Below are 23662 nucleotides of genomic sequence, written 5' to 3'. Positions count from 1 at the left end.
ACCGGAACATCATACATACCACCACCGCGGGGTGGAGCAGCCCGGTAGCTCGTCAGGCTCATAACCTGAAGGTCACAGGTTCAAATCCTGTCCCCGCATCCACCGCTATTGCAGCCCAAGTTTCCCGGATGTTCCGGCGAGCTTGGGCTGCTTTGCTTTCGTGGACAGATCGCTCTCCCGCAACCATCGCCATTGCAGGCGTGATCTCGGAATCGCTTTCTTGGAGAAGGCGGTTTCCCGCAACCACCGCCATAGAAGCCAGGACCGCAAGGTCATCGCTTCCGTGCTCGGCGCTGTCGATCAGCTCCGCTTCATTCACAGGTTGAAGTTTTGACAGCTCGCTTTCGACGGCGAGTCTGCCGCTCTTGGTGGCTATCGAGAGTATGCCCGCCAGGTCGCCCACCAGGTCCACTGTCAGGCCTTTGCCGCCCTTCCGGGGCGTCAATATGATCTTGTCGATGAGAGAGCGAAGGATTGTGCCCGCCTCGGCGCGCGTCGCCGCATCCGACATCGACGCGATGAGGCTTTGCACCTCCTTCTGATACCGGCCCGCCATGTTCGGATGGAACAGGACGGGCGCCTCCTTCGCCTCGCTCAACAGAAGCTCAAGCTCTTCGCGGCGCCTTTGCAGCGCGATCGCCTTGTCGCGGATGAGCTCGGTCGGCACGCCATCTGTGATGGACTTGATAATTTGCTGGCGCTCGCGCTCGAGCTTGACCTGTTCCGCTCTGTAGCCAACGATGGACGCGTTGTGCTGCTTGCGGAGCTGATTGATGCGCGCGGTATAGACCGTGCAGAATTCAGCGCAGAGCTCTTCGTCCATCAGATGCTCGCGCAGGGCACCCAGCACCATCGCTTCAAGCTCTTCCCGCCGCATGAGCTGGCGGTTGTCGCACGTCCCCTTGTTACGGGCCGCAGCGCAGCCGAGCTTCTCGGCCGCGATAGTCGTGTAGCCGCCGCCGCAGCACCCGCAGCGGGTCAGGCCAGAAAGCAGGTTCTTCGGGCGGTTCTTCGTCCAGAGCGGCTTCTCTTTCTTGTTCAGCTCGCCCTGCATCGCCTTCACGCGATCCCAGAGATCCTGACCAATGATCCGGAGCTCCGGCACCGGCTTGCGCACGATCTCGGCGTCCGCATTGGGACGGGACACCCTCCGGCCGCTGTCCGGGTCCTTGATGTAGCGGAGGCGATTCCAGACGAGCTGGCCAATATAGAGTTCATTGTTGAGGATGCCGGTGCCGCGCTCGCGGTTGCCATAAATGGTGCTTGCACCCCATTCGCCGCCGGAAGGCGCTTTCACGCCGGCCTTGTTCAGCGCCGCGGCGATCGCCTTCGGCGAGATGCCGCGCACGTAGTCGGCAAAGATGCCCCTGACGATCTCAGCCTCCGCCTCATTGATGGCGCGCTCGCCGCGTGCGTAGTCGCCATCTTCGCCGATGCGCTTCACCACGTCATACCCGAAGCACCGGCCGCCGCCGGACATGCCTTTCTCGACACGGCCGCGCAAACCGCGGCGGGTTTTGTCCGCCAGGTCTTTTAGGAAGAGGGCCGACATCGTGCCCTTAAGGCCGATATGGAGCTCGCTGATCTGGCCTTCGGAGAGCGTGAACATCGTCACGCCGGCGAAGCACATGCGCTTATAGACGCCGGCGATGTCTTCCTGATCGCGCGAGAGCCGGTCCAGCGATTCCGCCAGGACGATATCGACCCTACCGGCGAGCGCCTCCTGGATCAGCGTTTGCACACCGGGTCGCAGGATGAGCGAACTGCCCGAGATGGCGTAGTCGGTATGTATGCCGACGACCGCCCAGCCTTCTTTCTCCGCGCGCTGGCGGCAGATGCGGACCTGATCCTCGATCGAGGCTTCGCTTTGGTTGTCTGACGAATATCTGGCGTAAATGGCGACGCGCGGCATGGCTATTCCTTTCCCGTTTGCGGTTGAGGCGCCTTGCCGTGGTTCATCAGCAACTCTGCATAGTCCTTGTCGGCAGCTTGGCGGGCGAGTAGCCGCACGAACGCGAGGACGCGCGGGTCTCGCCCCTTCAGTTTGGGCGCTCCTTCCTTCCGATCCTCGCGGTTACCGCCTTCCGTCGTCAACGTGTTCCTGCCTTTCTTCCGGGGTTGTTCACAGGATCGATCACTGTATCAGGAAAAGAACAAAAAGTGAACGTGAAACAGGAAAATACTTCCATTTCAGTCTTCTGGAAAATGCTTAGCCTGAATGAGGCCCGTGCCTCCATCGACGACGCGCACGGCCCGGATGGCCGAATACAGGCGACGGATACGCATCGTCCGAGCCACGATAAGCGCCCGGCGATGGCCGACAGCGTCTATCGACAGGATGGAAACGCTCTGACCCACCACCAGCGTGGCAACACAAGTCAGGCCCAAGACGATCTTCTCGCCCGTGCAGATCAGGTCGCCATAGACACCGAAGGTCGCGACGCCGAGCGCGGTGATGCAGAGCGAAATCCAGAGCGGATCGCGGCGGATACGCGCCGTCGTGTTGGCGACGGGATAGAAGCGGTGCCGCGTCGCGACGACCGCTTCTGTCACCAGATAGGTCCCATCGTTATAGACGATCTTCGGCATGGCTAGCGGCTCCGGAGCATCTCGGGGATCACGCCGCAAATACCGCTGACTGTTGCACCGAAGGTCGCATCGCTAAGACCGGCGATCGCCTGCGGCTCGATGATGCGGAAGCTTGCGGTGTGTATTGCATAGTCAAAGCGCACGGCTGCCGCCGCGCGCCGCGCCGCGCAGGCGCAGCGTTCCTGCCGCTCGGCGAAGGATAGCGGGCGCGGCGTCATCAGGTCCGTCATACGACCCTCCAGAGCCCGCAGCTCGGGCGGCAGGCCAAGGATCTCGGACAAGCCGAGCGAAGGGATGCGCATACGCTGCTGCCGGCGCTCAAGCGCGTCCATGCAGCTTGGAATCGACGCTTCCACGTGCTGCCGTTCCATCGCCCGCGGAGCGAGCACCGCGTAGTTGAAGGTGAACCACGCCGCGCTGGCCGCCAGGACGCCGACCATCGAATCCGGGATACGGTCGATCCAGTCAATCACGGCTTTCTCCTCATCTGCATATGCTGGGTTGGACGCTGATCGCGCGTGGCCTCCTCGAAACTCTGCGTCAGCTTGGGTGAGTCCAGGTTGCGAACGACGGCATTGGTCATCCGCGCCTTGATGGTGTTGATGCTCGCGAGCCGCCGCATGGTGCGTGCCTGCACATTGCGCGAGGCGATCTTCAGCATCTCCTCGGGCGAGATCGATCGATCCTCGCCCGGCGGCGCCGGATACTTCGCATTCTGTGCCAGGCGATGCTGCCACAGGCGGATCGCCTCCTTCGCCGTCCAGCGATCGCGGAACTTCTCCGCGTGCTGGACCGCCTTCTCCTTAATGGCGGTCGTGCGCCGCTCGATCGCGGCCAGCGCCTTCACCGATGCCGGATTGCCGCCGACGCGTGCGAACGCCTTTGGCGTTGCCTGCGCGAAGGTGGAGGAGATGGCGCTGCCCCCGCTGCGCTGTACTGGTCCCTTCGCCATCGCTACCGCGCCTCCCGCGCATGCGCGAGGACCAAGATCGGGCAACTGCCATTCTGCGGTGCCACTTCGAACGGATGCACGCCCCAATAGAAGCAGCGGTGATAGTGCGGACGCTCATACGAGCCCGAATACACGTAAGTCACGCGCAGATGCGGCGTGCCGTAGTTGACGAGGGCGCCGGCCGCCGCGCAGAGCACGGCGATCCAAAGCAGGTTGCGGGGCCGCACCGGCGCGACGAACGGCGCCCGCGATACGGGATCAGGGCCGGCCAATTCCGCTCTCCTTTTCCGGATAGTCCACATGGACGATCGGCGCGCCGTAGAGCTTGGTGCCGGTGATCGGGCTTTCATCCACCCAGTCCCGCCACGGCGCGACCTGGCCGTAATGCACGAGCTTCACGCGCACCGGATGCATGCCGCGCACGAACACCCAAGCCTCATCCCGCGGCATCGCCAGCACTTCGTCAGGCTTCATCAGCGGACGGCCGATCTCGCGGCTTGAAAGGCTGATCTGATCGACCGAGGTCCGGTACGAATAGTCTTGCGTGCGGATCGTCGCGTTTGAAAGCTGGTCGCTGACATGCTTGGCACGTGCCAATGAGTTCAGGCCCGCGTAGACACGGACGTCCGAATAGGCCTCGATTGCCGCCGCGGCTTCCTTGCCGTAGCGCAGCTCAAGGCCGACGAAGGACTGGATGTAGAAGTCGGCCGTGACGCCGAGCTGGCGCATCGTCTCGAGGTCCGAGACCAAGTCGTGGAAGCGATAGTTGAGCGCCTCCTCGCCGACGATGTGCACCGGATGGCCGGCGGGCACCGCCTTGCACGCCGCGATGATGTTGTGGTTGACGAGCGAGATAAAGTCCGCGAAGTCGCGCATGTGGCTTAGCGGCGCCATGATGAAGACGATGATCTGGCGCTCGCGGATCGCCTTCAGATTGTGGATCGCCTCGCGCCCGTAGTCGCCTAGATGGCCGGCTGGGTTGAAGGTCAGCAGGCGCTGACTGGCGCCTTCGAGGAAGGACGCGAAATTCTCCTCATTCTTCGCCGCGCGGTGAAGCATATTCCGTGCTTCCGTCTTCAGCACTTCGAGCACGGGATCGCGCCCCCGCGGACTTTGCCAGGCCTCATCAATCTCCTCACAGCGCTTCAGGAACGCCGCGGGATCAGCCAGAAGGCGATACACCGCCGTCGGCGTGCAGCGCGCCGGATCGATGACGGCCGTACTCAGGATCACGATCAGGATCGCGCGGCGCGATCCATGCGCGAAGTATGGGTTCTTCTCGTCGCCCTTGATGGGGTAATGGATGCCTGCGAACTCCGCCGCGAGCTTCACTGCATCCTTGCGTTCTTCATCGTTGCCATAGAGCGCATCGAGGACCGGCTGATACGGGTTGACCGCGGTTTCGCCCACCAGGTCGGTGTGATGCCGCGAAGGCGAGATAATCCAGACCTCATGGCCGCGGCCGCGCAGTTTGCGCGCCAGCATCACCGCCAGCTCTTCCTTGATGTCCGGCACCATGACCGAAAAGCCGAGCTGCGCGCGGTGCATGATGCTGCCCATCACGCCGGCGACCGTCCTGAAGCCGCCGGGCGGGCTCTCCCAAAGCATGAAGGGAGCCTTCGCCGGCCGCCAGACGGGCCGGCCTTTGTCATCAAGCCCGAGCAGCTCGCCGTGCTCAAAGACGCGCATCCCGCGGGCCGCGCGCTCCGCCGCGCTCGATTGCCGGGCGGAGCCGTGGTCGTCAGTCAGCCGCTCGCTGATCGCGAGATCGCGGCGGGTGCGGTAGTCTCTCGCCAGCAGTCGCAAGCCCTGCGCCGTGCAGACCGCGCCGCAGGTGATCGACAGCCAGTGATAGAAGCGCTGGATGCCGCCGCTCTGCGGGTCCGGCGCCGTCCATGCGGCAACCGCGAAGCAGGCGCCTGCAACGATGAAGCTGCGATTCACGGGGCCGCTTCGAACGCGCGGGCGAACCTTGCGCATCGCGTTAGTGCTCTGCGTCATAGTGGCCATTCCGACGCGGCTCACCGCGCGCCGGGCGGCGCTTGGTCATCTCCGGCACGTCCGTCTCCGCGCGGCCGGAGGCCTGCGCGAAGAGGCGGGCAACAGCCTCATCGTCTTCGTGGCGGCGGCGCTGTTCCGGCGGCGCGATGCGATAGGCCGCCCAGCGCAGCATCAAATAGGTGTAGATCCACAGCACGAGGGGGAAGACCAGCTCCACCACGCCCGCAATCGCCGCGATCGGCGCGAAATGCCCGATATAGGTTAACGTATCGGAGACACCGACTTGGCTCGGGAAGGTCGGCGGGGGACCGCCGCCGCCAGGGATGGAGCCGACAACGCTGCGCAGCGTGCCGCTATGGCCGCGCAGGACCGCCGCGAACTGCCGCGATGCATCCGCCCGGCCCGGAATATCGATGCCGCCGGCAAGCTCACCGGCGAAGGCGGCGATCAGCGAACCCGGGATCGCTTCGCCGAGCTCGGAAACGGCTTGGCGGATTTGGCCATCGACCCCGCGGAGCTGGGGCCATTTGTCTTCCAGGCTGATATCGGAGGCGCGCACGATCGCTTGGTAGCGGCCAAGCAAGGCTTCGAGCCGGCCGGCGATCTCCATCCGCGCCGCGGCGCCGGCCGTGACCTGACCGGCGACCGCTTCGGCACGGCCCAGCCGCTCTTCGAGCACGCGGGCCACGGGGCCGCGGCCCCCATTGCCGCTCCCCGAGATGCAGGAGCTACGCACCTCGCAATCACGCTTCGCCGTGAGATCGGCCACCACCGCGGCGATCGCGGGTACCACACGCGCCGACTGCGACGCGGCTTGGCCACTCGCCGCCACATACTCGCTCAGCGCATCGCCATGTTCTTCGAGCCGCAGCTGGGAGACGCTTTTGATCACCAGGCCCGAATACGTGGCCATGAAGAGCCCGGCGCCGACAATGACGATGGAGATAACCGAGGCCGCTGCCGCGATCGCGTAGCCGATCACCGCAAGCGGCGCCCCGCGCTCCACCGCGAGCCGGTTCACCCCGTAAGCGACCACCATACCTGCCAGCGCCAGCAGCAGCGCCTTGATCCACGCCACGATGCCGGTGCCGCCGATCAGGTTAGGCACTGCCAAGAAGAGCAGCCCGGCCGAGGCCAGGGCGCAAAACAGCAGCAGTGTCTGCTGAAATGAGAACTTGTGCCGGGGTGGGAGCCGGATAGGCTCGGAAGGCCCGTGTTCGTGGTTCGCCATGTCATACCTCCACACAGCGCCTTAGGCGTGAGCGGTCCGGTACGAATACGGGGCGTGATCGGGTAATACGGTACGGGAGAGCCGAATGGATGCTGCGGAGATCGCTTGGCACCGCACCACCATCGCCGAGCGGAAATGTCTCAACGAGCCCGTGAACGCGCTGCGACGCCGGCGCGGCCAGACATGGAGCGAGGCTTTCAAGGAAGCCTTCGGCGAGCGCGACCATGTCGGCGACCGCTTTGAAGATAATCTCCGTAAGGGCAAGGTTGCCGCTGGCAAGGCCTACAAGCTCTTCGCTTGGCTCGAGCGGCATGATCCCGCGCTCGCCGGCGAAGTGCGCCAGGCGATCTACGACTTGCGCTTGGCATCCAGCCCGCGGCGCGCCCTAACCTGGGACGCGCTACTGCGCGAGGGCGCGTTCGATGGCGTCCGCGTGGTGAAGCTCAAGCCCGGCTTAAACGCGCTGGATTTCGTGCGAACCGAGCCGGTCGATCCCGCCAACCTTTACCTCATGGACCACTTCCACTTCGAAGTAACCGCGCCGTTCGCAGGCCGGGTGATCGCGTTTCACGAATTCAGAGGTGAGTGGTTCGTTCTGCCCCTGAGCGAGACAGCGATCGTCGTCGATACAGCGCGCGGCACCGTCGCGCTTCCACTCAGCAATGATGGAAGGCCGGCGGCGCTGCGAGAAGACGCGAATGCCGGGCAGCACGCCTTCTTCTTCCTGATCGCTGCCGGCGGTCCGAGCCTCAACCTGGATACCGAGGCGTCGCCACATCATCCGCTGCGCAATTCGGCACTCGACAAATTTGCCGCCGCGGCTTCGGCCACGCCGCGAGGCCTGCGTGCCGCGTTTCGTATCAACGTCCTGTTCAAGAGGCGATAGGAGATTAGCTGATCGCATCCCAGCTGATCCACGCGAAAGGCTCGCAGAGCGGTCTATATCGCTTTTGCAGCAAAGCCAGCCGCTCTAATTCAGCATCGATCGCGTCCATGTACTCTTCCGTGAAGATATCGTCGTCAAATAGCTTAATCTTAATTAGGACGCCAATCATCTCATCCATGCGTTCATCAAGAAGCTGATGAAACAGGTCGCTATCGAAACCCGGCTTATTCTGGAAGATCGCAAACAGGACGTTCTTAAGGTGGTAGGCTCGCACCATCGGTGATGGGTGAGAAGAATCCATTCTCATTTCCCGGCGCACGCCTTGCACATAGGAGAAGAACGCAAATGCTGCTGCGATCAGGATCGCAAGCGCATTCTCTGCGTTGCGGCCATCCTTCCGTGCGAAAACCTCGGCGACACGATCATTCTTCCCGCTCTCACTGACTAGCTCTTCAACGAAATGCGACAGAAAGAACGCCGCAATCCCATCGGCCTCATATTCCCAAGCCTGCCTGCGCTCCGCGGCTTCGGCTTTCAGTGATACGCGAGACAGTAATTCCGCAATGCGTGCTTCACCTTCGATACGTGATATCGCATCAACATGGCCGCCGATGATATGGCCTAACTCATGGAAAGCAACCAAGGTCGAGCACATATCCGCCAATGTGCCAGCGGCAAATGCCCGAATGCCGTTAAGATTGACACGCCAGTTTGCCCGTCGATCAAAGTCAGCAGGATCGATGATCGCAGGCAGTGTGAACCGGCTGGCCTTTGTGCCGGCCGTTGGCAGAAAGGCTATCACGGACCGTTCCGATAAAATCCTCGAGAACAAGACCATCATGAAGAGCGGTATTGATGCATTCACCTCGATGATATAGGCGCTTTCTTCAACCCCCGCATAGGCATTGAATTTGCCGTCGTTGATGTAGCGGAATTCGATTGGTCCTCGGCCACTTCCGTATGCCCGCGAAATGGACGCCGCTAGGCTTTCCGTGCGTCGTTGGAGAAAATCGTATTCGCGCCGCAGACCTTCATCGCTAATGGCATCGATATCGAAGGTGCGCATGAAGATCCTTCTGACCTAGTCGCAGCGAGCCGAGAAAGCTCGGATCATAGTGATCTGGCGCTGGCTGTCATGCCGTTCCGTGTCGCGCTGCCGGGCCAAGTCCAGCCTTCATACGATGCGCTTACCTGGCGCAGTTGCCCGGTCAATGGCCGGCCCGCTCCATTCGGGATGCGGGTCCGCATCCCTCCCGTGTTGACCATGACGCGGGCGCCTTTGCGCCCGGTTCTTTTCGCGCATCGGCTGGATTGGCCAGCCGTTAAAGCGAAAGGAAAGACCATGACTACCACGAAAGCAGACCGTCCGATGTTCCGCGTAACATTCTCGCGCATCACCGGCAAGGACCAGGGCGGGAACGACATTCTCGCACGGCCGAAGGAGATCGGCGCCGTCTGGGCGAGGAAGGGCGATAAGGCCGGCGGCATCATCTCGCTGGACATCATCCCCATCGAGCTCACCCAGCGCCAGGGCGTGCTCTTCTTGATCCCTGTTACCACTGAGGACGGAGGCGCTTCATGAGCGCCTCTACCTCTACAGCCATCGCAGCACTCAACGACATGCTGCGGACCACCTTCCTGACCCGCCGGGCCAAGGCTCGCGCCTAATATTCCGATGCGAGCATGATGGTCAGCACGCGCCGGGTGATCTTTGGATCAGCCGGGTCTTCGCTGCCAAACTCGAAGCTCGGATCGTAGTAGTCGATCTTCCAGAAAACGCGTTCGACTCCAGGCAAGTCGATGGCCCCGAAATCATGCTCGCCGTGCGGATCGTTGTCGCCCGTGAAGGCCGAGAAGGTCTGCACGGCTTCGATGACGCGAGCGCGATCAGCATTGGAGAGGGCCTGCATACCCTCAGTGACCAGCACCTCCGCCTTCGGCTGCCGGGCTATCCGTCAAATCCGGAATTTCTCACGCGCCGCCTTGTCCATCCCCTTCATCCATTCCGGCGGACGGCCACGACCGGTCCATGTCTCCCCCGTCGCTGGACTACGATATTTCGGCTCGGCGCTCCCTGTGGCCGGCCTCACCGCTGCCTTCCGAGGCTTGCGGGTGGGCTTGGCTGTAATGCGCATGGCGAAGATTTCGTCGATCGTCATGCCGGCGCTGGCCGCCATCTCCTCCATCTTACTGCGCATCGAGCGCCGCGCCTCAGCCTGGACTTCCTCAATTCGTGCCTCAGCCGAAGCCATCAGTTCACGCAGCTCCGGAACACTCATGCCGCTTAAATCGATGCTGCCCTGACCCGACATAGATTTCGCTCCCATCCGACGAAGGGGACATATCCCGCGCCGGAGCGAATTTCAATCGGCCAGCCGAGCATCTCCAGGGGGGCAACCACCACCTAAGAACAGAGAAAAGGGCAAAAGCAAAAACTGATTTACAGAAAACAGCAGAACCAAAAAGGGAGCGAATGCGAAAGTGGCAAATCAGTGAACCAACAAAAAGGAACCAGACTATGGAAACAGAGGAAAGTTCACGTACCGCAAGATGTGTGCTGTATGACAGCACGGAGAGCGACGCGCCTTCGGCGCATCGGCAAGGGGGGCAAAGGCCCCCCGTTGCATCCCCTAGGCAGGCGGCACGGATCAGGGGGGGCGAGCCCCATCCCGAGCCGCCGCACCGTTTGGCCGGTGCACCACCAGTCAGGGAGACTCCATGCTCCCCGACACCTCATGGCCAGATTGCGTGCCTGCCCCCTGGACCCCATCGATCAATCCTGCACGAATGTCGGCGTGGAAGGCCAGACGAACACAAGCGCTGGTCGAACGTGTATCGATCGGATATACTTGATCTCAAATGATGTCGGTCTCCGCATTCAAATTGAGCGCGAGCTTCGCGAGAAGTTCGTCGCACCCTCCCGCCGGAAAGATCGTCCGGCGGCCCTGGTGCCACGGGAAATCATGCGGGACAACATCGACAAGAATGACAACCTTCTGACTAACCAGGGACAAAAAGCACTATGCTGACAGGCGATCTACGAAACAAAGTCGATCAGATTTGGAACGCCTTTTGGTCAGGTGGTGTTTCAAACCCGCTCTCGGTGATTGAGCAGATCACCTATCTCCTCTTTATCAAACGGCTCGACGATCTCCACACCCTTGAAGAAAACAAGGCGGCGGCCCTCGGTATCCCGATGGAGCGCCGCGTTTTCCCCGAAGGGCAGGATGAGCAAGGGCGCGAATGGTCAGATTTGCGCTGGTCTCGATTTAAGAATTTCGAAGCTCGCGCGATGATGGACGTGGTGGCCGAGCGCGTTTTTCCTTTTTTGCGAAAGTTAGGCGAGGAAGGCTCCAGCTACGGCACTCACATGAAAGACGCGCGCCTTGGATTTTCCAATGCGGCGTTGCTCGCCAAAGCCGTTGATCTACTCGACAAAATCCCGATGGAGGATCGCGATACCAAGGGTGACCTTTACGAATACATGCTTAGCAAGATTGCGAGCGCTGGGCAAAATGGGCAGTTTCGCACCCCGCGCCACATCATCCAGTTGATGGTGGAAATGACTCAGCCAACCCCGCAGGACGTGATCTGCGATCCAGCGGCGGGGACCTGCGGCTTCCTGGTCGCGGCAGGAGAGTATCTACGCGAGCACCATCCCGCATTGTTCCGCGATGAGCGGCTGCGCAAGCACTTTCACAACGGTATGTTCCACGGTTTCGACTTCGACCCCACTATGCTCCGCATCGGCTCCATGAACATGGCCCTGCACGGGGTCGACAACCCGGATGTCAGCTACCGTGACAGCCTGGCGCAGGAGCATGACGCCGATGCCGGGCGCTATTCACTGATCCTCGCGAACCCTCCCTTCGCTGGCTCGCTCGATTACGAGCAAACGGCGAAGGACCTTCAGCAGATCGTCAAGACGAAGAAGACAGAGCTTCTGTTTATCGCACTCTTCCTGCGTCTTCTAAAAACCGGCGGGCGCGCCGCGGTGATCGTGCCGGACGGCGTGCTATTCGGCTCCTCCACTGCCCACAAAACGCTACGGGAGCTATTGGTAGAAAAGCACAAGTTGGAGGGCGTGCTCAAGCTGCCCTCCGGTGTGTTCCGCCCCTATGCAGGTGTCTCCACCGCCATCCTGTTTTTCACCAAAACCGGCGTCGGTGGTACCGATCACGTCTGGTTCTATGACCTCCAGGCCGATGGCTTGAGCCTGGACGATAAACGCGCCGAGCTGTTGCCGCCCGAAAAGCTGGGACCAACGCCACGCGCGGCGCTGGTGGACGGAGAGCACGAGAAGAACAACCTGCCCGATGCACTCGCGCGATGGTTCGCCCGCGACGGGGCGGAGAGGGAAAACTCACGCACGACGCAGAGCTTCCGCGTACCCAAGGCGGAGATCGCCGCGACCGGCACCTATGACCTCTCGCTCAACCGCTACAAGCAGGTGGAGCATGAGGCGGTGGAGCACGAAAGCCCCGACGCGATCATCGCCGAGCTGCGCAAGCTAGAGGACGAGATCAGCCAAGGCCTCACCAAGTTGGAGGCGATGCTGGGATGACTTGGTCTCAATACCAGTTGCGGGACCTTGCTGACTCCATTGACTATGGGGTTTCCGAGTCCGCTGTAGATCGGCCGGTCGGTCCAAAATTTCTCAGGATCACCGATATTCAGGACGATCAAGTTAATTGGAACTCGGTGCCTTACTGTAAGTCGTCGGAGCAGAAGCTGCGGGCTGCACGGTTGCGTAAGGGCGATATTGTTTTCGCCCGTACCGGGGCGACTACCGGAAAGAGCTTCCTAATTCGCGAGTGCCCTGACAACGCGATTTTCGCGTCGTACCTCATCCGCGTTCGAGCAGCTCCCTCAGTTGAACCAGCCTTTTTGGCCCACTTTTTTCGCAGCGAGACTTATTGGCAGCAAATTTCGGCAACCGCGGTTGGAGCAGCTCAACCAGGCATCAATGCGACTAAACTTGGTCAGCTGAAAATCCCGCTCCCCCCGCTGGCGGAGCAGAAGCGGATTGCGGTGATTCTGGATCAGGCCGATAAGCTGCTACGTAAACGACAGCGCGCTCTTGTCCGGCTCAACCAACTCGGTCAGGCTATTTTCATCGAAATGTTTGGTGACCCGAAATCCAATCCGAAAGGATGGAAGACGGCAAGGTTGGGTGATCTGTGCGATGTAGGATCAAGCAAGAGGGTTTTCGTAGAAGAGTTTGTTGAAAGGGGTGTTCCTTTTTATAGGGGGACTGAGGTTGGGAAGCTGGCCGCCGGAGAGAATATCGAGCCAGATTTGTTCATCGCGCCCGAACATTACGACAGTCTGATCAGCCAGTCAGGAAAGCCCGCCATGGGCGACTTGCTGCTTCCGTCAATTTGCCACGATGGAAGGATATGGAAGGTTGACAGCCCAAAGCCATTTTACTTTAAAGACGGGCGGGTTCTCTGGATTAAGGCTCACCAAGCCGAGATTGAAAGCGAGTATCTCAGGAGGTATCTACAAAACAGATTTCTATTTGACTACGCATCGATTGCTTCTGGCACGACATTCGCAGAGCTAAAGATCGTCAACTTGAAGAGCCTAGCAGTTCTAAATCCCCCGAGAGAATTGCAGGTCAAATTTTCCTCTCGAATATCGACCATCGAAGCCTTACAGCAAGGAGAAAATCAAGCGCATTCACATGTGTCCTCGCTTTTCGCGTCGCTTCAACATCGCGCGTTCCGTGGGGAGCTTTGACATGCGGGGCGATCTGAAATCAGCTTGGCCTTATGTATGGAGCGAGATATGGGCCCGCTTGTACGAAACCAGGGGCACGCCGGTTGAGCTCTTTTCTGAGCTATACGCCGCGTTGATCCCTCGGCCCCGGCCCCCGGTGCAGCCACCTGAGCCATCTGTGTTCGATGCCAATGGGAATATGGTCGATCCGGATGAAATTGCAGCCGACGCGGCCTATCAAGAAGCGCTAGAGAGATATAACAATGAGCGCTTGGTCTACGAAAGGGCGCTGACTTCCGGGCCCGAGCAAGCGCGAACGTGGCTTCGAGAAGATCTTCCGGTCACCTTACAGTCCGAAGCTGATGCTGTTCGAGCGTTGGAGAAAGCGTTTGTCACGATTGACGATATTGGCGGGGACTCTCTATCAAACCGCTACGTAAACCTGGTCGAGGCGTTCATTCAAAGATATAATTTGCGCTACGATTTGCGCAGACCATTTTCTTTGCATCCGACCATCTCCGGAATTTTCACAGAGCTTGCCACGCAGCTTAAGCATGCGACGCTCAATGATGCGCACCTTGCCTCGATCATGGGGGATTTCGAAGACGCATTCCGCGATTTAAAATCCGGTCCCACGCCAGCACGCATAAAGGCGTGCATCTCGCGCCAAGCCAATCTTTTGGAGGCGATTGGGCAGATCGCGCCCAACGTGACCGGCAACACGCTCGGCGCGATTTGTGATCAGGTCGGCACCTGGCCCCATGAAAAACTAAAGGAAGCGGCTAAGTGTATTTATAAATTCTCTAATGAGTTCCCTGGTATTCGGCACGCCGGGACACAAGCGAGCCAGATTCGTGAAGTTGAGCTGCGTGACTTAATCGCTGTATCGGTATTGCTCACCGGCTTGGTGCCATATCTCACAGATAGATTGAATGCGACTACGATTTATGGGGCGAGCCAATGACGAAGTTCGCCTTTCTCTACGCTGGGTGTCGTGAAATCTTTGCGCTCGCGCGCAAGGCCGAGTTGCACGCTACCACGAACGTCCGCGCCGCTTGCTTCTATGCGCGCCTGCCGCTGAAGGCCTCAGCATGAAAGCAACAGAAGCCAACCTCCTCGAATTCATAAAGAAGTCGCCACGCTTTATCATCCCGATCTATCAGCGCACCTACTCCTGGACGGAGCGGGAGTGCCACCAACTTTGGGACGACATCCTCCGCGCGGGTGTGTCGCCGGAGATCAAGGCCCATTTCGTGGGCTCGGTGGTCTACATCCAGGACGGCCTCTATCAGGTCACGACGAATTCGCCGTTGCTTGTTATTGACGGTCAGCAGCGCCTCACCACCATCACACTGCTGATCGCGGCGCTCGCCGACGCATTGGAGAAGCAGCCCGAGGACGCCCGCGAGCCAATTGATGGCTTCTCACCCCGCAAGCTGCGCAACTATTACCTCGTCAACCCGGAAGAGGAAGGTGACCGGTATTACAAGTTGCTGCTTTCGCAAACCGACCGCGAAACCTTAATCGCGCTCGTTGATCGGCGCGAACTTCCGACTGATGTATCGTTGCGTGTTAGTGAGAATATCGCGCTGTTCCGCAACTGGATCGCGAGCGCCTCCGACCTTAAGGTCATTTGCCAAGGCGTGGCCAAGCTGCTGGTAATCGACACCTCTCTCACACGCGGCGAGGACAATCCGCAGCTCATCTTCGAAAGCATGAACTCAACCGGCAAGGAATTGAGCCAGGCCGACCTTGTGCGCAATTTCGTACTGATGGGCTTGGAGCCTACGCTGCAAACGCGCCTCTACAAAGAGTATTGGCGACCATTTGAATTGGAATTTGGACAGCAGGCCTACGGTGAGGAATTCGACGCCTTCATGCGCCACTATCTGACGCTGAAGACCGGGGAAATTCCCCGCCAGGATCAGGTCTACGAGGCGTTCAAAGCGCACGCTCGCTCAAGATCAATCGCTGAAGCCGGTACTGAGGCGCTCCTCAAGGACATTCGGGCCTTCGCGGGCCACTATTGCGCGATGGCACTTGGCAAGGAGAAACGCTCGCGACTACGCGAAGCTTTTCAGGACCTGCGCGAGCTGAAGGTCGAGGTCGCATACCCCTTCCTGCTGGAGGTCTATAACGATTGCGCCCAAGGCCGCATCAAGGATGATGATCTGCTAGAGATCGTCCGGTTCATCGAAGCGTATGTCTTTAGGCGTTCCATTTGCGCTATTCCGACCAATTCGCTCAACAAAACGTTCGCCACCTTTGGCAAGGCGCTCAAGAAGGATCGGTATCTGGAAAGCGTGCGGGCGCATTTCCTGCTGCTGCCGTCCTACCGTCGTTTCCCAAGGGATGACGAGTTCCGGCGCGATTTCGAGACGCGCGATCTCTATAAATCCCGCATCCGGTCCTATTGGTTGCGACGCCTCGAAAACCACGGGCGCAAGGAGCGCGTCGTGCTCGATGAGTACACTATCGAGCATATCATGCCGCAGAACGACAATCTTTCGAGCGCTTGGAAGGCGGACCTCGGAGCAGAGTGGCAGCGGGTGCACGAAACTTGGCTGCACACGCCCGGAAACCTCACGCTCACCGGCTACAATTCGGAATACAGCGACCGTCCCTTTACCGAGAAGCGGGATATGACCGGGGGCTTCGTGGAAAGCCCGCTGCGCGTTAACCAGGGGCTTGGGACGCTGGAGCGCTGGGACGAAGAGCACATTCGCAAGCGAGCTGACCGCCTATCCGGTTTAGCGGTAGAGGTCTGGAGATATCCTACGCTCGCAGAAGCAACGCTCGCTACGTATCGCAAGCCCGGCGCAACGAAGTCTACCTACACGATCAATGATCATCCGCAGCTTCTATCCGAGAAAATAAGGCCAATTTTCGAAGCGTTCCGCCGTGAGGTGCTTGCCCTCGATCCATGCGTAACGGAGGAGTATCTGAAGCTATATGTTGCCTATAAAGCCGAAACGAATTTTGTCGACGTCGTACCGCAGGCGAGCGCCCTTCGCATTTCCCTCAACATGAAATGGCAGGAGCTGATCGATCCCAAGGGCGTGTGCTCTGACGTCTCCGGCAAGGGGCGTTGGGGCAATGGCGACGTGGAGGTCAAACTTACCTCTCTCGCCGATTTGCCCTACGTGGTCGGCTTGGTTCGCCAAAGCCTCGAACTACAACTGGGAAATGGTGCCGACGCATGACCCAGTTTGCTTTCCTCCAGACCGAATTTCCCGAAGTCTTCGCACTAGCGCGGAAGGCGGAGTTGCACGCGACCACGGACGCCCGCGGCGCTTGCTTCCATGCGCGCCTGGCGCTGGAGACCGCGGTGAAGTGGATGTACGCCCATGACCGGAGCTTGCGCTCCCCCTATGACACTGCACTCTCGGCATTGATCCACGAAGGGACGTTCCGCGTCCTGGTCGGCAATGCGCTCGTCGCTAAGGCGCGGATCATAAAGGACTACGGCAATGTCGCTGCGCACGAGACGCGCGCCATCCCGCCCGGCAATGCCATCACCGCCGTCCGCGAGTTGTTCCACTTCAGCTATTGGCTCGTGCGCACCTATGCGCGTGGAACGAAGCCAGGGCCAGGGCTGGCGTTCGACGCGAATGCTCTACCGCGCGCGGTGCAGGTCGAAGCCTCGACGCTTGCCAAACTCCAGGCCTTGGCGCGGGAGCGCGAGGCCGCAGCCAAGGCGCTGGAAGGGGCGGAAGCGGCCCGCATCAAGAGCGAGGCCGACCGGATCACGCACGAGGCCGAGATCGCGCGGCTTCAAGCCGAGATCGCGGCAATCAAGCAGACCAACACGGCGGCAGCCGACACACACGACTACAACGAAGAACAGACCCGCGACGCATTCATCGATCTGCTCTTGCGCGAAGCGGGATGGCGACTGGATCAGCCGCGCGATCGCGAGTTCCCGGTAGCGGGCATGCCGAACAACGCCGGAGAGGGGTTTGTCGATTACGTGCTCTGGGGGAGTGACGGTAAGCCGCTGGCCGTTATCGAAGCGAAGCGGACGCGCCGCGATCCGCGCTCCGGTCAGCAACAGGCAAAACTCTATGCCGATTGCATGGAGACGCAGTTCGCTCTCCGCCCTCTGATTTTCTATACCAACGGCTATGACCACTGGCTCTGGGACGACGAACGCTATCCGCCCCGTGCCGTGCATGGATTCATGAAGCGCGACGAGCTGGAGCTGTGGCGCCAGCGCAAGGCCGCACGCCGTTCTCTTTCAACGACCAGCATCGATGCGGACATCGTGGAACGCTACTACCAAACCCGCGCGATCCGCCGTGTTGGGGAGGTGTTCGAGAAGGACCATCAGCGCAGGGCGCTTCTTGTCATGGCGACGGGCAGCGGCAAGACGCGCACCGTGATTGCGCTGATCGATCAGCTTATGCGGGCCAACTGGTGCAAGCGTGTGCTGTTTCTGGCCGACCGTGTTGCGCTTGTGCGCCAGGCGCATAACGCCTTCAAGAAACATCTTCCATCCGCGCCGAGCGCCAACCTGATCGAGCGCCACGACCCTAAGAAGAACGACCACCATGGCGCGCGGGTGTGTCTATCAACCTATCCGACGATGATGAACCTGATCGACGAGATGGAGCATGGCCAGCGCCGTTTCGGACCTGGGCATTTCGACCTCGTTGTCATCGATGAGGCACACCGCTCAATCTATCGGAAGTATCGCTCTATTTTTGATTATTTTGATAGCCTGTTGGTTGGGCTAACTGCCACGCCACGCGATGAAATCGACCGTGACACTTATTCGTTGTTTGAACTTGAGCGGGGCGTGCCCACCGATTCCTATGATCTCGACCAGGCGGTCGCCGATCGCTTCCTCGTTCCGCCGCGCGCGATCTCCGTGCCACTACGTTTCGTGAGAGAGGGCATTAAGTACGATGACCTTTCCGAGGAAGAGAAGACCAAATGGGATGCGCTGGAATGGGAGGGGAAGCTCCCTGCAAGCGACGTTGATGCCAGCGCAGTCAACAAATGGCTCTTTAACACCGATACGGTCGACAAGGTGCTGGAACATCTCATGACGTTCGGGATCAAAGTTGCCGGTAGCGATCGACTGGGAAAGACGATCATCTTCGCAAAGAATCACGACCACGCGCGATTCATCGCAGAGCGCTTTGATGCAAATTACCCGCATCTAAAAGGCCATTTCGCACGTGTCGTGGATTATCAGACGGAGTATGCGCAATCCCTGATCGATGATTTTTCTGTGCCCGATCGCGCGCCGCATATCGCCATCTCAGTTGATATGCTCGATACTGGAATTGACGTGCCGGAGGTGGTTAACCTCGTCTTCTTCAAGATCGTGCGCTCCAAAACGAAGTTTTGGCAGATGATCGGACGAGGCACACGCCTCAGCCCAGACCTATTCGGTCCTGGTCAGAACAAAGGCGAATTTCTAATTTTCGATTTTTGCCAAAACTTCGAATTTTTCAATCAGAACCCCAACGTGTCGGATGGCACCACGGTTCTGTCGCTCAGTCAGCGCCTGTTTGCTGCGCGCGTCGAAATCGCTAGCGCGCTTCAGGATATACCTGAGGCCGATCGAACAGAGCGCCTCGGGCAGCTAAACGCCGAGATCCGCAAGCGCCTCCATGATGAAGTTTCGGGGATGTCACTCGATAACTTTCTCGTTCGCGCCAAGAGGCGCGCCGTTGAAGTCTTCCAGCAGCCAGAAGCTTGGGATGCGCTGTCGAGCGCGGAATGTGAGACGTTGATTAACGAGGTAGCCGGGCTGCCAACATCGCTGATCGATGACGACTTGGCAGCCAAGCAATTCGATCTCATCGTTCTAAGCGGTCAGCTTTCTTTGTTGAAGGGTGATGCAACATTCGTTCGCTGCAAAGAGAAGGTGATGGCGATAGCGGCGAAGCTGGAGAGCCTCGGCAATGTGCCAATGGTCGCCGCCGCCATGGCGCTGATCCTGGAGGTGCAAACGGATGAGTTCTGGCAGGACATCGATGCATGGTCGCTTGAGCACCTGCGCCGACGATTGCGGGGCCTTATCAAGCTGATCGAGGGTGAGGAGCGCATCCTTGTCTATACCGATTTCATCGACGAGATTGGCGGAGGTGCTGTCGTAGCCTTGCCGCGAGCGGGTGCTGGAACAGACCGCGTTCGCTTCCAGATGAAGGCGCAAGGCTTCCTCAGGCGCCACCTTGACCACATTACGATTCAGAAGCTACGTCGTAATGAACAACTTACGCCTCAGGACCTCGGAGTGCTGGAGCGCATTTTGGTCGAAGACGTTGGCGCAACACCCTCCGATATCGATGAAGCGCGCTCTCAAGGCGGGCTTGGGCTATTTGTTCGTTCAATTGTCGGGCTCGAATGTGACGCAGCCAAGGCAGCGTTCGCCGATTTCCTTGCCGGTCGGAACTTTAATGCCAATCAGATTGAATTCGTGAATATGATCATTGACTATCTCACAGAACGCGGCGCGATGGACCCACGCCGCCTCTACGAGAGCCCATTCACGGACTTCGATGATCAAGGCGTTAGTGGCTTATTTCCTCAGGCCGACGTGCAGCAGATTGTACAGCTCCTCACTGAGGTTGGCAGAAGGGCGGCGGCATGAGACCGGTACACTGCAACCCCGCTCACGCCCGACTGCTGATCTCAGAACTGGAACCGGGGTCGGAGTTCGTGGTCGATCTCGCGCTGCGAAGTCGTGACCCGCGCTGCGGGCGTGATGAGACTTGTCATTCGGTAACCGGCGGGCGTGGGGCGACATGAACTGGGATTACGATCATATACTGCACCTCGGCGGAGAAACGATCGTCCCGGACGATCCTGCCTCCGAGACGTCAAAACTGAGGAAGCGGATTGAGCCCTGGCTCTCTGCGGTCTTTCAGTCCGAACATCTGTCGGTGCTCCTCGGAAATGGCTTTACGACGGCCATCGCGGATTGCGCGGGGGCGTCCCCAGTCACGATGACCGGAGGGGCGTTCGAAGGCTGTCCGCATCAAGACAAGGTCGATGCACATGCAACCGCCATCGCGACCAACAGCGGCCGGGGCACGGCCAACATAGAGGATCGCTTATCGGCCGCAGCCGTCTTGCATTCAGGGCTAAAAATTCTGGGCAGTCCGGACGCAGCGACCTGGGAGGCCGCGATTGACCGGGTCCTTGGCGGCTTCATTCATGACGTCCTAGCCACCGAAAAAGGCATCGCGGCTGGCCTGCACGTATCGACCGGTGCGCCGGCAGGCAGCGCCAGCGCCCGCGAAATCCTGATCTCGTTCCTCATGAGTTTTGCCAGCAGAACAGCGTCCCGCGACCGGCTAAATATCTTCACGACCAATTATGACCGTCTAATCGAGCGAGCCTGCGATCTTTCCGGCGTCCGGATTCTTGACCGCTTCGTGGGGGCTATCGAGCCTGAATTCAGGTCATCGCGCTTACAGATCGACATGCACTACACGCCTCCCGGGGTGCGCGGCGAGCCGCGTCACCTTGAAGGCGTTGTGCATCTCACAAAGCTGCATGGATCACTGGACTGGCGCTACGAGCGCCCCCGGGTCTGGCGCACGGCGCTGCCGTTCGGAGCCGAGCCGGCCCATCCAGCCGTACCGCCCAAGCCGAGCAACTCCGTCATGATCTACCCAAACGCCGTCAAGGATATCGAGACGGCCGCCTACCCTTATGCTGACCTTTTCAGGGATTTCTCGGCGTCGATATGCCGGCCGAACAGTGTCGTAGTTTTCTATGGCTACAGTTTTGGCGACGACCACGTGAACCGGATCATCGCCGATATGCTGACGATCCCTTCCACCCATTTGGTCATCATTGCCTGGAGTGAGAAGCCGCACGACAAGATTGCCTCCTTTATTGCGAGAGTCGGTCGGCCTCAGCAGCTGACGCTCCTCATCGGGCGGCATTTCGGGGACATCCGGCAGCTGGTGTCGCACTATCTGCCCAAACCCGCCATCGATCCGCTCACCATAAGGATGGCAGAACTGAAGGAACGGCGCGGCAACACCGAAAGGCCGAGCGGGGACGCCGCTCCCGAAGGCGCATTATGATGGCGACCATCGTTGAACGGATCGGTTCGTTTGCCGTTGGCCGCGTCGAAGCGGTGACGGCTGCGGATATTCGGATCGTTCTGTTCGACGAGACGCCCCAGGCGACGGCACTGAACACCGGCGTTCCCACCGCCTTTCCAAGGATCAACGCCTACGTCCTGATCTCCAACGAAACGGGGGCAGTGGTCGCCGTTGTTCGTGAAATCGCCATCAACAGGGCGAAGCCGGTTCGTGGCGCGCCCGATGACGGAATGGTCGATCTCCCGTTTCCGTCCCGGCTCGTATTTACAATCCCTTTTGGCACTCTGTGCCTTGAGGTCGTCGATGACAACGGCCGACCCCATTACGGGCTTGAGCGCGGCGTCCCGGTCTTGCCCTCGGTCGGTGATCCCGTGCTGCTGCCGAGTGCGGCGCAGCTTCGCGCCATCGTCGAGGCAAAGACTGACGAGCGGATTGTGGAAGTGGGAACGGCTCCGTTTGCTGGGAATGCGAAAGTATGGGTGCATCCCGACAAGCTCTTCGGTCGCCATGTCGCCGTGCTGGGCAACACCGGCAGCGGAAAATCCTGCACCGTTGCCGGCATCATCCGTTGGTCGCTGGAAGCCGCGGCGGCAAGAAAGGCAGGCGCGCCACCAAACGCCCGCTTCATCATACTCGATCCAAACGGCGAGTATGCCCAGGCTTTCAGTGACGGCACGATCCCGAGTCGGCGGCTTGCCGTTGGCGGTGCCGGCGGCGCCGGGCCGCTGACGGTCCCGGGCTGGCTTTGGAGCGGTCAGGAATGGGCGGCGTTCACGGCTGCGGCCCCAGGGGCGCAGCGGCCACTGCTGCTTCGCGCGCTGCGCCAGCTTCGCAACGCGGGCTCGACAGCAGCAACAGCGAAGGCGCAGACGATCCGGCGCTATTCCGGCTATGTGCGGCAACTTGAGCAGACTTACGCAGACGTACCACAAAGCGTTGCAGGCTTTCCGCGAAATCGCGAATTCGGCAGCATGCTTGAGGGTTTGCTTGCGCTTATCCAAGCCGACGAAGGCGCGCTAGGAGAATATGGAGCCGAGAGCGCTCCGTTGATTGCGGCGATATCAGGGATACGAGCACCGGTCGAAGCGGTCAGGTCGTCGAGGCAATGGGCTTCCACGACGTCATCAGGATACAACGATTTCCAGCCTGGTGACGTTCAGCAGGTGCTGACGGCGCTTCGAACCCTCGTGCAAGCTCACCCTATTGCTGACTTGCATGGCGAAGTCAGCGAAGACGCGCCCGTCAAATTCGACGTCGACGCACTGCCGGAGCGGCTCCACGAAGTTGCGTTGGCAACTGGCGGCCAGGCAGTCGCGAATGCCGAGCCGCTTGTAAACCGCATCCAGGTGATACTCGGCGATTCGTCGCTACGAACAGTCATCGACAGCGCAGGGGCGGCATCCATTGATGATTGGCTCAATCGCCTGCTTGGTCCGACTACGGATGCGATCGAACCAGTTGTCATCCTCGATCTCTCGCTGGTCCCGGCCGATGTCATCCACATCGCGGTCGCTGTGATCTCGCGCCTAATCTTCGAGGCGCTCCAAAGGCACCTCAAAACCCACGGTACACCGTTGCCGACAGTGCTCGTGCTTGAAGAGGCGCACAGCTTTGTGCGCAAGGATGCGGATGCCGGCGCCAATGCCCAGGCGGCGGAAATCTGTCGTCAGACCTTCGAGCGCATTGCCCGGGAGGGCCGGAAATTTGGTTTGGGGATGATGCTGGCGTCCCAGCGTCCGTCCGAGTTGTCGCCGACCGTCCTGGCCCAGTGCAATTCCTTCCTGCTTCATCGCATCGTCAACGATGTCGACCAGAATCTTGTACGCAGGCTCGTTCCCGACGCGCTTGGTGGCCTCCTCGGGGAATTGCCGACGCTGCCTTCGCAGCAGGCGATCCTGCTTGGCTGGGCCGTACCGACGCCGGTGCTGGTCAGATTGCGCGATCTTGAACGGCAGCAGCGGCCACGCTCGGACGATCCGGGGTTCTGGAAGACTTGGCTTGGTGACGAAGGTGCGGCCCCAGACTGGAAAGCAATCGCGCCTTGTTGGGAGCAAAGACCGGCTGATGATGGGATCGCTCCGGATGGCGAGTAACGTGTCGTTTCTGGTGATGGCGCGCGCGGGCAGGTAACAGAATCTCGTGAACGGAGCCGGCTAGCGCATCTCGGCCGTCATGCTTCGATACCTCGCGCATGCCGCGCAGAGCGCAAT

General features: G+C 60.1%; 20 protein-coding genes and 1 tRNA gene. 11 read left to right on the top strand and 10 right to left on the bottom strand.

The genetic code is table 11. The features are described from left to right. Positions 1-25 precede the first annotated feature (25 nt). Positions 26-102, top strand: a tRNA-Met gene (locus HB662_RS28025). On the opposite strand, the gene HB662_RS30110 is transcribed toward HB662_RS28025, so the two are convergent. The 7 genes from HB662_RS30110 to HB662_RS27990 all read right to left on the bottom strand — a co-directional run bounded on the left by HB662_RS30110 (position 59) and on the right by HB662_RS27990 (position 6773). Beyond that, complete coding sequence (locus HB662_RS30110; protein ID WP_168055252.1) at positions 59-1912, bottom strand: recombinase family protein; 1854 nt, start codon at positions 1910-1912, stop codon at positions 59-61. The genes HB662_RS28025 and HB662_RS30110 overlap by 44 nt on opposite strands. Positions 1913-2190: 278 nt before the next feature. After that, positions 2191-2589 (bottom strand): hypothetical protein, encoded by a 399-nt coding sequence (locus HB662_RS28015; protein WP_168055240.1) that lies wholly within the window; start codon positions 2587-2589, stop codon positions 2191-2193. 2 nt (positions 2590-2591) lie between these two features. After that, a complete protein-coding gene (locus HB662_RS28010) occupies positions 2592-3062 on the bottom strand; it encodes a hypothetical protein (protein ID WP_168055238.1) in 471 nt (156 codons plus the stop codon). Then, positions 3059-3541, bottom strand: a complete 483-nt coding sequence (locus HB662_RS28005; protein ID WP_168055236.1) for a hypothetical protein — start codon at positions 3539-3541, stop codon at positions 3059-3061. The genes HB662_RS28010 and HB662_RS28005 overlap by 4 nt, the downstream gene beginning before the upstream one ends. 2 nt (positions 3542-3543) lie before the next feature. After that, entirely contained in the window at positions 3544-3813 is a 270-nt protein-coding gene (locus HB662_RS28000; protein WP_168055234.1) for a hypothetical protein, read from the bottom strand. Beyond that, a complete protein-coding gene (locus HB662_RS27995) occupies positions 3800-5542 on the bottom strand; it encodes a type IV secretory system conjugative DNA transfer family protein (protein ID WP_168055232.1) in 1743 nt (580 codons plus the stop codon). Before HB662_RS27995 ends, HB662_RS28000 begins: the two co-directional genes overlap by 14 nt. Beyond that, on the bottom strand, positions 5526-6773 hold the full coding sequence (locus tag HB662_RS27990) for a hypothetical protein (protein ID WP_168055230.1): 1248 nt from the start codon (positions 6771-6773) through the stop codon (positions 5526-5528). The genes HB662_RS27995 and HB662_RS27990 overlap by 17 nt, the downstream gene beginning before the upstream one ends. A gap of 85 nt (positions 6774-6858) precedes the next feature. Between HB662_RS27990 and HB662_RS27985 the strand changes: the two genes are divergently transcribed. Beyond that, the gene (locus HB662_RS27985; RefSeq protein WP_168055228.1) at positions 6859-7659 is read left to right on the top strand and encodes a hypothetical protein; all 801 of its coding nucleotides are present in this window, start codon (positions 6859-6861) and stop codon (positions 7657-7659) included. Between the two features lie 4 nt (positions 7660-7663). Here HB662_RS27985 and HB662_RS27980 read toward each other — a convergent pair whose 3' ends face one another. After that, positions 7664-8725 (bottom strand): hypothetical protein, encoded by a 1062-nt coding sequence (locus tag HB662_RS27980; protein ID WP_168055226.1) that lies wholly within the window; start codon positions 8723-8725, stop codon positions 7664-7666. 276 nt (positions 8726-9001) lie between these two features. Between HB662_RS27980 and HB662_RS27975 the strand changes: the two genes are divergently transcribed. Continuing rightward, positions 9002-9241 (top strand): hypothetical protein, encoded by a 240-nt coding sequence (locus tag HB662_RS27975; protein ID WP_168055224.1) that lies wholly within the window; start codon positions 9002-9004, stop codon positions 9239-9241. Positions 9242-9323: 82 nt separating this feature from the next. On the opposite strand, the gene HB662_RS27970 is transcribed toward HB662_RS27975, so the two are convergent. Beyond that, positions 9324-9587 carry a DUF3768 domain-containing protein gene (locus HB662_RS27970; RefSeq protein WP_342449603.1) on the bottom strand — a complete coding sequence of 88 codons (264 nt, stop codon included), beginning with the start codon at positions 9585-9587 and terminating at the stop codon, positions 9324-9326. A 27-nt stretch (positions 9588-9614) separates the two neighbouring features. Continuing rightward, positions 9615-9971 carry an H-NS histone family protein gene (locus HB662_RS27965; RefSeq protein ID WP_168055222.1) on the bottom strand — a complete coding sequence of 119 codons (357 nt, stop codon included), beginning with the start codon at positions 9969-9971 and terminating at the stop codon, positions 9615-9617. Positions 9972-10681: 710 nt separating this feature from the next. On the opposite strand from HB662_RS27965, the gene HB662_RS27960 reads away from it, so the two are divergent. The 8 genes from HB662_RS27960 (at position 10682) to HB662_RS27930 (ending at position 23545) form a co-directional block, all read left to right on the top strand. Continuing rightward, on the top strand, positions 10682-12223 hold the full coding sequence (locus tag HB662_RS27960) for a type I restriction-modification system subunit M (protein WP_168055220.1): 1542 nt from the start codon (positions 10682-10684) through the stop codon (positions 12221-12223). Then, entirely contained in the window at positions 12220-13401 is a 1182-nt protein-coding gene (locus tag HB662_RS27955; protein WP_168055218.1) for a restriction endonuclease subunit S, read from the top strand. The genes HB662_RS27960 and HB662_RS27955 overlap by 4 nt, the downstream gene beginning before the upstream one ends. Before the next feature lie 157 nt (positions 13402-13558). Next, complete coding sequence (locus HB662_RS27950) at positions 13559-14344, top strand: hypothetical protein (RefSeq protein WP_168055216.1); 786 nt, start codon at positions 13559-13561, stop codon at positions 14342-14344. Next, complete coding sequence (locus HB662_RS29870) at positions 14341-14475, top strand: hypothetical protein (protein WP_280865778.1); 135 nt, start codon at positions 14341-14343, stop codon at positions 14473-14475. Before HB662_RS27950 ends, HB662_RS29870 begins: the two co-directional genes overlap by 4 nt. Then, entirely contained in the window at positions 14472-16583 is a 2112-nt protein-coding gene (locus tag HB662_RS27945) for a DUF262 and DUF1524 domain-containing protein (RefSeq protein WP_168055214.1), read from the top strand. Before HB662_RS29870 ends, HB662_RS27945 begins: the two co-directional genes overlap by 4 nt. After that, positions 16580-19984 carry a DEAD/DEAH box helicase family protein gene (locus HB662_RS27940; protein WP_168055212.1) on the top strand — a complete coding sequence of 1135 codons (3405 nt, stop codon included), beginning with the start codon at positions 16580-16582 and terminating at the stop codon, positions 19982-19984. The genes HB662_RS27945 and HB662_RS27940 overlap by 4 nt, the downstream gene beginning before the upstream one ends. Positions 19985-20138: 154 nt before the next feature. Further along, entirely contained in the window at positions 20139-21431 is a 1293-nt protein-coding gene (locus HB662_RS27935; RefSeq protein ID WP_168055210.1) for an SIR2 family protein, read from the top strand. Then, positions 21428-23545, top strand: a complete 2118-nt coding sequence (locus tag HB662_RS27930) for an ATP-binding protein (RefSeq protein ID WP_168055208.1) — start codon at positions 21428-21430, stop codon at positions 23543-23545. The genes HB662_RS27935 and HB662_RS27930 overlap by 4 nt, the downstream gene beginning before the upstream one ends. Positions 23546-23662: the final 117 nt, after the last annotated feature.

It is taken from the genome of Falsiroseomonas frigidaquae (genome assembly GCF_012163145.1).
Classification (GTDB): Bacteria; Pseudomonadota; Alphaproteobacteria; order Acetobacterales; family Acetobacteraceae; genus Falsiroseomonas; species Falsiroseomonas frigidaquae.
This window is presented reverse-complemented; position numbering and strand designations above follow the sequence as displayed.